We start from the raw sequence: 12275 nt of genomic DNA, 5'->3' as shown, positions 1-12275 counted from the left end.
TTCGGGCCATCCCGGAATGACGAGAGGATAGCCAGCGGCCATCACGCCGCCTTCGACGCCGCCGCCAGCGAGGCGAAGGTCTTGCCCTCCGCCGCGAGCTTCTTCAGCAGCGGCGCGGGCTCGAGGCTGGGGTCGTTGGTCTCCTTGGCGTAGAACGACAGGCGATCGGCGATGTGCTTGAGGCCGACGGTGTCGGCCCAGAACATCGGGCCGCCGCGATAGATCGGCCAGCCATAGCCATAGAGCCAGACCACGTCGATGTCGGAGGGGCGCGCCGCGATGCCTTCCTCGAGGATCTTTGCGCCCTCGTTGATCATCGGATACATCATGCGCTCGAGGATCTCCTCGTCGCTGACGGCGCGCTTCTTGCGGCCGAGGCGGGCAAGCGTCTCGTCGATCAGCTTCTCGACCTCAGGGTCGGGCAGCGCCGAGCGGGAGCCGGCTTCGTACTTGTAGTAGCCCTTGCCGGTCTTCTGGCCGAAGCGTCCGGCTTCGCAGAGCGCGTCCGCGATCTCGGACTTGATGCCGCGGTCTTTCCGCGAGCGCCAGCCGATGTCGAGGCCGGCGAGATCGCCCATCGCGAACGGCCCCATCGGCATGCCGAACTTGGTGACGACCGCGTCGACCTGCTGCGGCAAGGCGCCTTCGAACAGCAGCTTCTCGGACTGCTTGCCGCGCTGTGCCAGCATGCGGTTGCCGACGAAGCCGTCGCAGACGCCGACCACGGCCGGCACCTTCGCGATCTTGCGCGCGATGGTGACGGCGGTCACCAGCGCATCCGGCGCGGTCTTGTCGGCGCGGACGATCTCGCACAGCTTCATGACGTTGGCCGGCGAGAAGAAGTGCATGCCGAGCACGTCCTGCGGACGCTTGGTCGACTTCGCGATCTCGTCGATGTTGAGATACGAGGTGTTGGAGGCGAGCACGGCGCCGGGCTTCGCAAACTGGTCGAGCTTGCCGAACACTTCCTTCTTGACCGCCATGGTCTCGAACACGGCCTCGATGACGAGGTCGGCATCGCCGACATTCTCGATGCCGACGACGCCGGTGATCAGCGCCATGCGCTTGGCGGGCGCGTCCGCCGGGATGCCGCCGCGCGCGGCGGTCGCCTCCCAGTTCTTCTGCATGATGCCGAGGCCGCGCTTGAGCTGCTCCTCGCCGGTCTCGATCAGGGTGACGGGAACCCCGGCATTGGCAAACGACATCGCGATGCCGCCGCCCATGGTGCCGGCGCCGAGAATGGCAACACGGTTGACGGGGCGCGACTTGGTACCCTCAGGCACGCCGGCGATCTTGGCGGCCTCACGCTCGGCGAAGAAGGCGTAGCGCTGCGCCTTGGACTGGTCGCTGGCGACCAGCTTGAGGAAGCCCTCGCGCTCCTTCTTCAGGCCCTCGTCGAACGGAAAATCGATGGCGTAGCCGACCGCGTCGGCGGCCGCGAACGGCGCCTCCAGCCCGCGCGACTTCTTGGTCATGGCGGCCACCGCATTGGTGAAGATCGAGCGGTCGACCTTGGCGGCCGCGAGCTTGGAATCGTCGTCGCGCAGGCGGCGCAGCGGACGCTTCTCGGCCAGCAATTTGCGGACGAAGGCTTCGCCGCCGGAGGCTGGACCCTCGACGATCTCCTCGATCAGGCCGTTCTTGAGCGCTTCCGCCGCACCGATCGGATCGCCGCCGACGATCATCTTGACGGCGAGTTCGGGGCCGACCGCGCGCGGCAGGCGCTGGGTGCCGCCGGCGCCCGGCAGCAGGCCGAGCTTCACCTCGGGCAGGCCGAGCTTGGCCTCCTTCACCGCAACGCGGAAATGACAGGCCAGCGCGACCTCGAGGCCGCCGCCGAGCGCGGTGCCGTGAATTGCGGCAACGACCGGCTTCGGCGAGTTCTCGATCTCGGACAGCACGTCGTTGAGGGCGGGCGACTTCGGCGGCTTGCCGAATTCGGTGATATCGGCACCGGCGATGAAGGTGCGGCCGGCGCAGGTCAGCACGATGCCCTTGATCGCCGGATCGGCGACCGCGGCCTTGATGCACTCCAAAATGCCACCGCGGACTGCGGCACTCAGCGCATTGACCGGAGGGCTGTTGACCGTGACGATCCCGACTTCGTCATGACGCTCAAGCTTGACCACTTCGCTCACGGTTTCCCTCCTTGGTGGGGATTTACTTTTGTTCGATTTCGCGGTGCGGAATTTAATTCCGCATCTTGACGGCAGGGTTATTTTGAAGCACGGACGTTGTCAACGACTCCGCGCAAGAAGCAGATCAGGGATGAAGCGTACAGGAAAGAAGACTGCGACCGATCGGAATTTCGTCGTCGCGCTTTCCCGCGGACTTGATGTATTGCGCGCATTCCAACCCAGCGACGGCCTTCTCGGCAACCAGGAGATCGCGGCCCGCACCAATCTGCCCAAGCCGACCGTTTCGCGCCTGACCTACACGTTGACGAAGCTCGGTTATCTGACGCCGGTTCCCCGTTTCGAGAAGTACCAGCTCGCGCCGGCCGCGATGGCGCTCGGCTACGCGGCGTTATCCAATCTCGGCGTTCGGCATTTGTCCGAACCGTTTCGCGAGGAAGTGATGCGCGCGACCGGCGGCGCGGTCGCGATCGGGGGCCGCGACCGTCACAGCATGATCTATTTCGGGCAGAGCCGCGGCAGCGAGACGGTCGGCGTTCAACTTGACGTCGGCTCCCGCGTGCCGATTGCAACCAGCGCCATGGGCCGCGCCTATTTCTGGGCGCTGGCTGACGAAGATCGCGCCGAGCTGTCGCGCGTCCTGCGCGAGCATTACGGCAGCCGCTGGCCGAAGATGCGCGATGGCCTCGAACGTTCCGGCGAGACCGTCGCGAAATACGGCTTTGCGATTTCCGTCGGCGACTGGCACGACGACATCGGCGCCGCCGGCGTCGCGCTCAAGCTCAACGATGGAACCGGACCTTACGCATTCAATTGCGGCGCGCCCGCATTCCGCTTCACGGAAGAGCGTTTGATCAACGACATTGGACCGCGCCTGCTTGCGATGGTAAGGAACATCGAAGCGGCACTCGGGGGTCTGATGCCGCATTCCAAAAAAGAAGTCAGCAAAAAGCTGAAATCAGGAGGAAAAGTTGCGCGTGTGGCCGAGGGGTTCAGATAGCCTTTGTCATGATCGGGAGCGGTTCGCATCGCCCCGTCGCCCACTGAAATTTGTGGGCGAGACGAGATGACGCAGGCACAGCTCGCGCAGGGGACATCGCCCCTGCTCGCGGTTCGCGACGTCAGCGTCGTGTTCGGCGGCATCATCGCGCTCAACGGTGTGTCCTTCGACATGCACAAGGGCCAGATCCTCGGATTGATCGGCCCCAACGGCGCCGGCAAGACGACGCTTTTCAACTGCCTCTCGCGGCTCTACCAGCCGTCGTCCGGCGACATCCTGATGGAGGGCGCGAGCATCCTGTCGCGGCCGCCGCACCGGATCGCCGAGATCGGCATCGGCCGCACCTTCCAGAACGTGGCGCTGTTTCCGAACCTCTCGGTGATGGACAACGTCCGCGTCGGCGCCCATTCGAAGACCTCCAGCGACATCATCAGCGACTCCCTGAGACTGGCCTGGGTCCGGCGCAGCGAGAACGACGTCAACAAGAAGGTTCACGAGATACTCGCCTATCTCGACCTCGAGGAGGTCGCGCACACCGTCGTGTCCGGCCTGCCCTTCGGCACGCAGAAGCGCGTCGAGCTGGCGCGCGCACTGGCGGCCGATCCGAAGATCCTGCTGCTCGACGAGCCGGCCGGCGGCCTCAATCACGAGGAAGTCTACGTGCTTGGCGACCTCATCCGCCGCATCCGCGACGACCGCCACATGACCGTGCTGCTGGTGGAGCACCACATGGGCCTCGTGATGTCGATCGCCGACCACGTCGTCGCGCTCAATTTCGGCAAGAAGCTCGCGGAAGGCACCCCCGCCCAGGTGCAGGCGGACCCCGACGTCATCAAGGCCTATCTCGGGAGCAAGGACCAATGACGACACTGCTCAACGTCAAGGACCTGCGCGCCTATTACGGCCAGGTCCAGGCGCTCCATGGCCTGTCCTTCTCGCTCAACGAGGGCTCGCTGACAACGCTGCTGGGCGCCAACGGCGCCGGCAAGACCACCACGTTGCGCGCGATCTGCAACATGGTGCGCTCGACCGGCGGAATCGAGTTCGACGGCAAGCCGCTCAACAACCGCTCCACCGAGAGCATCGTGCGGTTCGGCATCGCCCATGTGCCGCAGGGCCGCGGCACCTTCACCAACATGACGGTGGAGGAGAACCTCCAGCTGGGAGCGATCACCCGCAAGGACGGCGCCGGCATCGTCTCCGACATCGAGCGCATGTATGCGCATTTCCCGGTGCTCAAGCAGCGCCACACCCAGCAGGCCGGCACCCTCTCGGGCGGCGAGCAGCAGATGCTCGCGGTCGCCCGCGCCCTGATGCTGCGGCCGCGCCTGATGCTGCTGGACGAGCCGTCCTTCGGCCTCGCCCCTCTCGTCGTGCGCGACCTGTTCGGCATCCTCGGCAAGATCAACCGCGAGGACAAGGTGTCGATCCTGGTGGTCGAGCAGAACGCCCAGCTCGCGCTCGAGCTCGCCGACCAGGCCTACGTGATCGAGACCGGCCGCATCGTGATGTCGGGCAACGCCAAGGACATCGCGAACAACGAAGAAATCCGCAAATCCTATCTGGGTTACTGAGGAGCCGGCACGATGGAGCTTTTCACCAATCAAGTGCTGGCCGGCATCGCCACGGGCGCGATCTATGCCTGCATGGCGCTCGCCGTGGTCATGATCTACCAGGCCATCGACCATCTCAACTTCGCGCAGGGCGAGATGGCGATGTTCTCGACCTTCATCTCCTGGCAGCTGATGCAGTGGGGCATCCCCTACTGGGCCGCTTTCGTCATCACGCTGGCGCTCTCCTTCGTCGGCGGCATCGCGATCGAGCGCATCCTGTTCAAGCCGCTGGCGAAGGCGCCCGTGCTGACCAACGTCGCCGGCTTCATCGCGCTGTTCGCGATCATCAACTCCTCGGCCGGCCTGATCTGGGACTTCACCATCAAGCAATATCCGACCCCGTTCGGCTCTTCGCCGTTCCTCGGCAGCCAGCTGATCTCGACCCACCAGGCCGGCATGATCGGCGTCACCGTGCTGCTGCTGCTCGGCCTGTATTTCTTCTTCCAGTACACGCGGATCGGCCTTGCCATGCGCGCGGCCGCCTCGGTGCCTGAATCGGCGCGCCTCGTCGGCATCAACACGAGCTGGATGATCGCGCTCGGCTGGGGCATGGCGTCCGCGATCGGCTCGATCGCCGGCATGCTGATCGCGCCCGTGGTGTTCCTCGAGCCCAACATGATGGGCGGCGTGCTGATCTACGGCTTTGCCGCCGCGGTGCTGGGCGGACTGACCAGCCCGTTCGGCGCCGTGGTCGGCGGCTTCCTGGTCGGCATCTTCGAGAACCTCGCCGGCACCTACATCCCCGGCGTCGGCAACGAGCTGAAACTCCCGATCGCGCTCGCGCTGATCATCTCCGTCCTGGTCGTCAAACCCGCTGGTCTGTTCGGCCGGCACATCGTCAAGCGAGTTTGATCATGAGCGCAGCAGAAGAAGTCGTCGCCGAAGGCCATCAGGCGGTCGAGGCCGTTCCGAAGCGCGCCATGACGCTGGGCACCGGCACCTCGCTGGTGGTGCTGGCTGCGCTGCTGATCGCACCCGTCTTCGTCAAGAACTTCATCATCTTCCAGATGACGATGCTCCTGATCTACGGGCTCGCGGTGCTCGCGCTGAACATCCTGACCGGCGGCTCGGGCCAGTTCTCGCTCGGCCAGAGCGCCTTCTACGCCGTCGGCGCCTATACGACGGCGGTGCTGATGGAGCACTTCAACATCAACTATGCGCTGACGCTGCCGGTCGCCGGCGTGGTCTGCTTCGGCTTCGGCTTCCTGTTCGGACAGCCGGCGCTGCGGCTCTCCGGCGTCTATCTGGCGCTCGCGACCTTCGCGCTCGCCACCGCCATGCCGCAGCTTCTGAAGCTGAACTTCCTCGAGCACTGGACCGGCGGCGTGCAGGGCCTCGTCGTCACCAAGCCCGACGCGCCGTTCGGCCTGCCGATGTCGCAGGACATGTGGCTGTACTACTTCACGCTGGTCGTCGTGATCGCGATCTACATCTTCTCGGTGAACCTGCTGCGCTCCCGTTCGGGCCGCGCCTTCATGGCGATCCGCGACAACGAGATCGCGGCCTCCGCCATGGGCGTGGACGTCGCGCTGTACAAGACCCTGGCCTTCGGCGTCTCCGCGGCCATCACCGGTATCGCCGGCTCGCTCGGCGCCATCGCGGTGCAGTTCGTGGCGCCCGACAGCTACACCATCACGCTCGCGATCTCGCTGTTCCTCGGCATGGTCGTCGGCGGCGTCGGCTGGCTGCCCGGCTCGATCGTCGGCGCCGCCTTCATCATCTTCGTGCCGAACATCGCGGAAGGCATCTCGAAGGGCCTCTCCGGCGCCGTGTTCGGCGTGCTCCTGTTCGCCGTCATCTACCTCGTGCCGCATGGCGCAAGGCAAATCGCAATCCTGGGCCAGCAACTCGCCGGAAGGCTCAGAAAGAACTGAAACCCTCTTAAGGAAGGAGACCAAATTGTTTCTTGGAAGAATATTGCGAACCACCGCGCTCGTAACGGCGGTCGCGACCCTCAGCTCCGGCGCAGCACTTGCTCAGAAGAAATACGACACCGGCGCGTCCGATACCGAGATCAAGATCGGCAACATCATGCCGTACAGCGGTCCGGCGTCGGCCTATGGCATCATCGGCAAGACCGAAGAAGCCTATTTCAAGATGATCAACGACAAGGGCGGCATCAACGGCCGCAAGATCAACTTCGTCACCTATGACGACGGCTATTCGCCGCCGAAGGCCGTGGAGCAGGTCCGCAAGCTGGTCGAGAGCGACGAGGTGCTGGCCGTGTTCAACCCGCTCGGCACGCCCTCGAACAGCGCGATCCAGAAATACCTGAACGCCAAGAAGATCCCGCAGCTGTTCGTCGCCACCGGCGCCACCAAGTGGAACGACCCGAAGAACTTCCCCTGGACCATGGGCTGGCAGCCCTCCTACCAGAGCGAAGCGCAGATCTACGCGAAATGGCTGACGAAGGAAAAGCCCGACGCCAAGGTCGCGATCCTCTACCAGAACGACGATTTCGGCAAAGACTACCTCAAGGGCACCAAGGACGGGCTCGGCGCCAAGGCGGCGTCGACCATCATCATGGAGGAGAGCTACGAGGTATCCGAGCCGTCGATCGACGGTCACATCGTCAAGATCAAGGCCGCCAATCCCGACGTGCTGCTGATCTATGCGACCCCGAAGTTCGCGGCCCAGACCATCAAAAAGACCGCCGAGCTCAACTGGAAGCCGCTCCAGATCCTCACCAACGTGTCGATCTCGGTCGGCAGCGTGATGAAGCCGGCCGGCTTCGAGAACGCGCAGGACGTGCTGTCGGCGGCCTATGCCAAGGACTCGACGGATCCGCAGTGGGCCAACGACCCCGGCATGAAGAAGTGGAACGAGTTCGTCGACAAGTACATGCCGGGTGCCGACAAGTCCGACACCAGCATGGTCTACGGCTATGGCGCCGCGTCGACCCTGGCCAAGGCGCTGGAAATGTGCGGTGACGATCTCACCCGCGCCAACCTCATGAAGCAGGCGGCGAGCATGAAGGATTTTGTACCGGACACGCTGCTGCCCGGCGTCAAGATCAACACCAGCGCCACCGACTTCGCCCCGATCGCGCAGCTCCAGATGCAGCGCTTCAAGGGCGAGAGGTGGGAACTGTTCGGCGAGATCATCAGCGGCGACGTCGCCTCCGAGTGACACGCTGACGCAATAAGCCGACCGTAAAGAAGCCCCCGCGGGCGACCGCGGGGGCTTTTTGTTGACGGCGGGCGTCAATCTTGTTCAATGCGGCGCTGATCCAGCCCGGGGTAGGAGAACAATGACTGCGGTTCGTTTTCAGGTTGCGGCCCTCGCGGCCGCACTCGCGTTGTGCACTGCGATGACTGGCCCGGTGCTGGCGCAAAAGAAATACGACAGCGGCGCTTCCGATACCGAGATCAAGATCGGCAACATCATGCCCTATAGCGGGCCGGCCTCCGCCTATGCCGTGATCGGCAAGACCGAGGAAGCCTATTTCAACAAGATCAATGCCGAGGGCGGCATCAACGGCCGCAAGATCAAGTTCATCTCCTATGACGACGGCTATTCGCCGCCGAAGACGGTGGAGCAGGCGCGCAAGCTGGTCGAGAGCGACGGGGTGCTCCTGATCTTCGGCTCGCTCGGCACCTCGACCAACGGCGCGATCCGCAAATACATGAACGAGAAAAAGGTGCCGCAATTGTTCGTGGCGAGCGGCGCCTCGAAGTGGAACGATCCCAGGCAATATCCCTGGACCATGGGCTGGCAGCCGAGCTACGCGAGCGAGGCGCGCATCTATGCCAAATACGTCATGAAGGAGAAGCCGGACGCGAAGATCGCAGTGCTCTACCAGAACGACGATTTCGGCAAGGACTATCTGAAGGGGCTGAAGGGCGGCCTGGGGGCCAAGGCGTCGATGATCGTGCTGGAGGAGGCTTACGACACCTCGGAGCCGGCCGTCGACGAACACGTCGTGAAGCTGAAGTCCTCGGGTGCCGACGTCTTCATCAGCATCACCACACCGAAATTCGCAGCCCAGGCGATCAAGAAGGCGGCCGAGATCAACTGGCATCCGATGCAGATCATCTCCAACGTCTCGGCCTCGGTCGGCGGCGTGCTGGAGCCGGCGGGAATCGAGATCTCGCAAGGCATTCTCTCGGCCAGCTACACCAAGGACGGTTCGGACCCGCAATGGAACGCCGATGAGGGCATGAAGAAGTTCTATAACTTCCTCGCGCAATTCGATCCCAAGGCGAACAAGCTCGATGCCGGCGTGGTGTTCGGCTATGCCGCCGCCCAGACCATGGTGAAGGTGCTGCACATGTGCGGCGACGACCTCACCCGCGAGAACGTCATGAAGCAGGCCGCTTCCTTGAAGGATTTCGAGCCGGACACGCTGCTGCCCGGCATCAGGATCAACACCGCGCCGGACAATTTCGCCCCGATCGAACAGCTCCAGATGATGCGGTTCAAGGGCAAGAAATGGGAGCTGTTCGGCGACATCATCTCGAGCGATACGGGCCACTGAGCCAGATCAACTCAAAATCGCTTGGTACGCGTTAAGCAACTCAGAGCAGTCGCGCTGTCTCGCACTCGCACACGAAACCGCGCCCGTCCCTGACTACTAAAGAAGCAGCCCCTGCGACGCCGTCGCGGGGGCTTTCTGTTGAAGGCACAGGACAAATCGTATTGAATTGCGGCGGCGCCGCCAAAAACAATCAAGACAAGAAACGGGACGCACACACACCAAGAAAATAGGGAGATAGGAATGCCCGCTGTCACCGGCAAACTTGCGGCCGCGTCACTGGCGCTTGCGCTCGTTGCGGCCTCGGCCTCCACTGCATCGGCCCAGAAGAAATACGATACCGGCGCGACCGACACCGAGATCAAGATCGGCAACATCATGCCCTACAGCGGACCGGCCTCCGCCTACGGCATCATCGGGCGGACCGAAGCCGCCTATTTCAAGAAGATCAACGAAGAGGGCGGGATCAACGGCCGCAAGATCAACTACATCAGCTATGACGACGCCTATTCGCCGCCGAAGACGGTCGAGCAGGCGCGCAAGCTGGTCGAGAGCGACGAGGTGCTGTTCATCTTCAACTCGCTCGGCACGCCGCCCAACTCGGCGATCCAGAAGTACATGAATTCGAAGAAGGTGCCGCAGCTGTTCGTCGCCACCGGCGCCACCAAGTGGAACGATCCGCAGAACTTCCCCTGGACCATGGGCTGGCAGCCCAACTACCAGAGCGAGACGCAGATCTACGCGAAGTGGCTCTTGAAGAACAAGCCGGACGCCAAGATCGCCGTGCTCTACCAGAACGACGATTACGGCAAGGACTACCTCAAGGGCCTGAAGGACGGCCTGGGAGCCAAGGCTGCCTCGATGATCGTGATCGAGGAGAGCTACGAGACCTCCGAGCCGACCATCGACAACCACATCGTCAAGCTGAAATCGACCGGCGCCGACGTGTTCATGAACATCACGACGCCGAAATTCGCGGCGCAGGCGATCAAGAAGAATTCCGAGATCGGCTGGAAGCCGCTGCACTTCCTCAACAACGTCTCCGCCTCCGTCGGCAGCGTGATGAAGCCCGCCGGCTTCGAGAACGGCCAGGACATCATCTCGGCCGACTATCTCAAGGACGTGTCCGATCCGGCATGGAACAATGACGCGGGCATGAAGGAATTTCTCGCCTTCATGACCAAGTACTTCCCGGAAGGCGACAAGCTCGACAAGGGCACTATCGTCGGCTTCGCCGTGGCGCAGACGGTGGTTCAGGTCCTCAAGCAGTGCGGTGATAATCTCACGCGCGAGAACATCATGAAGGAAGCCGCCAACCTGAAGAACTTCCGCACCGAGGCGCTGCTGCCCGGCATCCAGATCAACACCGGGCCGAACGACTTCGCGCCGATCAGCCAGCTCCAGCTCGAAAAGTTCAAGGGCGAACGCTGGGAGCTGTTCGGCGACGTGATCAGCGCCGACGCCGGCGGCTAGCCGTCCAGCAACATCCAGCTGCGCGAAAGGCCCCCCGCGAGACCATCGCGGGGGCCCTCTTTGTCGCGCGGCGATTATGATCACGCGATTGCACAATCGAATGATGGTAAACCCTGCTTACGCTTTCGCGCATGATACGGTAGGCAGGTGAACGGCGAATTCGCCGCCATCGCTTCAGTCTGCTCAAGGCCATCGTCATGACCGACCGACGTCCCCTGCTCCGCGCGCTCTACGACGCCGCCGTTGCCGCCGCGCATCCGAGTACAATTCTGGCGCCGCATCTGCGGCCGGCCCCAAAAGGACGCGTGATCTGCCTCGCCGCCGGCAAGGGCGCCGGCGCGATGGCCGCGGCCGCCGAGCGGCATTATCTCGACACGCTGAAGCTCGCGCCGGAGCGGCTGGTTGGCATCGCCACCACGCGCCACGGCTACGGCGTGCCGACACGCCGCATCCGCGTGGTCGAAGCCGGCCATCCCGTGCCCGATGAAGCCGGCCTCAAGGGCGCGGCCGACACGCTCGCGCTCGCGGGCGAGGCCGGGCCCGACGACCTGCTTCTGGTCCTGCTCACCGGCGGCGGCTCGGCGAACTGGATCGCGCCGGTGGACGGCATCAGTTTCGCGCAGAAGCAGGCGGTCAACAAGGCGCTGCTGCGTTCGGGCGCGCCGATCGGCGAGATGAACGTCGTGCGCAAGCATCTCTCGCGCATCAAGGGCGGGCGGCTGGCGCGCGCCGGCAGGAACGCCGCCGAGATCGTCACGCTCGCGATCTCCGACGTGCCGCATGACGATCCCTCCGCGATCGCCTCCGGCCCCACCGTGCCCGATCCGACCACGCTGGCGGATGCGCGCGCGATCGTGGCCAGGTACAAGCTCGATATCGACGATGCCGTGCGCCGCGCGCTCGACAATCCCGATAACGAAAGCTGCAAGCCGGATGATGCCGCCTTTGCGCGCGCATCATTCGAATTGATCGCGCGGCCCAAGCAGTCGCTCGACGCCGCGGTGAAGCTCGCGAAAGTGGCCGGCTACGAGACGATCGATCTCGGCGCCGATCTCGAAGGCGAGGCGCGCGAGGTCGCGGCCCATCATGCCGGACTCGCGTTGCAGGCGCGTGCGCAGGGCAAGCGCATCGCGATCCTCTCCGGCGGCGAGCTCACGGTCACCGTGCGCGGCCAGGGGCGCGGCGGTCCGAACCAGGAATACGCGCTGGCGCTCGCCGGCCTCTTGAAGGACACGGCCGGCATCTCCGCGCTCGCGGGCGACACCGACGGCGCCGACGGCGGCGCCGGCCACCCTACCGACCCCGCAGGCGCGCTGATCGACGCGGCCACGTTTGCGAAGATGAAGGCGCTGGCACTCCAGCCGCAGGCCTATCTCGACAACAACGACGCGACGACGTTCTTCGAGGCGACCGGTGATCTGCTGATGCCCGGCCCGACGCTGACCAACGTGAACGATATCAGGGTGATTCTGGTGGATTGAGCGAGCGCTTCTCGCTCCGCTGCGTTCCCTCTCCCGCTTGCGGGGGAGGGCTGGGGTGGGGGTGTCTCCGCGTCGGGATTGCCAGGGATTGCGGAGAAC

At 64.2% G+C, this 12275-nt stretch carries 10 protein-coding genes; 9 read left to right on the top strand and 1 reads right to left on the bottom strand.

The features are described from left to right. Positions 1–41: 41 nt before the first annotated feature. Complete coding sequence (locus tag AAFG50_RS05250; protein ID WP_028173800.1) at positions 42–2138, bottom strand: 3-hydroxyacyl-CoA dehydrogenase NAD-binding domain-containing protein; 2097 nt, start codon at positions 2136–2138, stop codon at positions 42–44. Between the two features lie 130 nt (positions 2139–2268). Here AAFG50_RS05250 and AAFG50_RS05245 point away from each other — a divergent pair, with 130 nt between their 5' ends. The 9 genes from AAFG50_RS05245 (at position 2269) to AAFG50_RS05205 (ending at position 12176) form a co-directional block, all read left to right on the top strand. Continuing rightward, positions 2269–3135: an IclR family transcriptional regulator gene (locus AAFG50_RS05245; RefSeq protein WP_028173799.1), complete on the top strand. Its 867-nt coding sequence runs from the start codon at positions 2269–2271 to the stop codon at positions 3133–3135. Between the two features lie 66 nt (positions 3136–3201). Beyond that, a complete protein-coding gene (locus AAFG50_RS05240; protein ID WP_028173798.1) occupies positions 3202–3999 on the top strand; it encodes an ABC transporter ATP-binding protein in 798 nt (265 codons plus the stop codon). Continuing rightward, positions 3996–4709 (top strand): ABC transporter ATP-binding protein, encoded by a 714-nt coding sequence (locus AAFG50_RS05235; protein ID WP_011090548.1) that lies wholly within the window; start codon positions 3996–3998, stop codon positions 4707–4709. The genes AAFG50_RS05240 and AAFG50_RS05235 overlap by 4 nt, the downstream gene beginning before the upstream one ends. Before the next feature lie 12 nt (positions 4710–4721). Further along, complete coding sequence (locus AAFG50_RS05230; protein WP_011090549.1) at positions 4722–5600, top strand: branched-chain amino acid ABC transporter permease; 879 nt, start codon at positions 4722–4724, stop codon at positions 5598–5600. A 2-nt stretch (positions 5601–5602) separates the two neighbouring features. Next, a complete protein-coding gene (locus AAFG50_RS05225; RefSeq protein ID WP_011090550.1) occupies positions 5603–6622 on the top strand; it encodes a branched-chain amino acid ABC transporter permease in 1020 nt (339 codons plus the stop codon). 25 nt (positions 6623–6647) lie between these two features. Then, on the top strand, positions 6648–7877 hold the full coding sequence (locus AAFG50_RS05220; protein WP_028173797.1) for an ABC transporter substrate-binding protein: 1230 nt from the start codon (positions 6648–6650) through the stop codon (positions 7875–7877). A 121-nt stretch (positions 7878–7998) separates the two neighbouring features. Beyond that, a complete protein-coding gene (locus tag AAFG50_RS05215) occupies positions 7999–9225 on the top strand; it encodes an ABC transporter substrate-binding protein (RefSeq protein WP_028173796.1) in 1227 nt (408 codons plus the stop codon). A gap of 240 nt (positions 9226–9465) precedes the next feature. Next, the gene (locus tag AAFG50_RS05210) at positions 9466–10695 is read left to right on the top strand and encodes an ABC transporter substrate-binding protein (protein ID WP_011090553.1); all 1230 of its coding nucleotides are present in this window, start codon (positions 9466–9468) and stop codon (positions 10693–10695) included. A gap of 197 nt (positions 10696–10892) precedes the next feature. Continuing rightward, positions 10893–12176, top strand: coding sequence for a glycerate kinase (locus AAFG50_RS05205; protein WP_028173795.1), 1284 nt, complete (start codon positions 10893–10895; stop codon positions 12174–12176). Positions 12177–12275 lie beyond the last annotated feature (99 nt).

This window comes from Bradyrhizobium sp. B039, from assembly GCF_038965675.1.
GTDB lineage: Bacteria > Pseudomonadota > Alphaproteobacteria > Rhizobiales > Xanthobacteraceae > Bradyrhizobium > Bradyrhizobium diazoefficiens.
Note: the sequence above shows the minus strand (reverse complement) of the source record. Positions and strands in the feature narration are given on the sequence as shown.

Excerpts from the sequence above, each read along its gene's own strand:
- AAFG50_RS05245 (WP_028173799.1), top strand. The coding sequence starts at position 2,269 with ATGAAGCGTACAGGAAAGAAGACTGCGACCGATCGGAATTTCGTCGTC.
- AAFG50_RS05240 (WP_028173798.1), top strand. The coding sequence starts at position 3,202 with ATGACGCAGGCACAGCTCGCGCAGGGGACATCGCCCCTGCTCGCGGTT.
- AAFG50_RS05235 (WP_011090548.1), top strand. The coding sequence starts at position 3,996 with ATGACGACACTGCTCAACGTCAAGGACCTGCGCGCCTATTACGGCCAG.
- AAFG50_RS05230 (WP_011090549.1), top strand. The coding sequence starts at position 4,722 with ATGGAGCTTTTCACCAATCAAGTGCTGGCCGGCATCGCCACGGGCGCG.
- AAFG50_RS05225 (WP_011090550.1), top strand. The coding sequence starts at position 5,603 with ATGAGCGCAGCAGAAGAAGTCGTCGCCGAAGGCCATCAGGCGGTCGAG.
- AAFG50_RS05215 (WP_028173796.1), top strand. The coding sequence starts at position 7,999 with ATGACTGCGGTTCGTTTTCAGGTTGCGGCCCTCGCGGCCGCACTCGCG.
- AAFG50_RS05210 (WP_011090553.1), top strand. The coding sequence starts at position 9,466 with ATGCCCGCTGTCACCGGCAAACTTGCGGCCGCGTCACTGGCGCTTGCG.
- AAFG50_RS05205 (WP_028173795.1), top strand. The coding sequence starts at position 10,893 with ATGACCGACCGACGTCCCCTGCTCCGCGCGCTCTACGACGCCGCCGTT.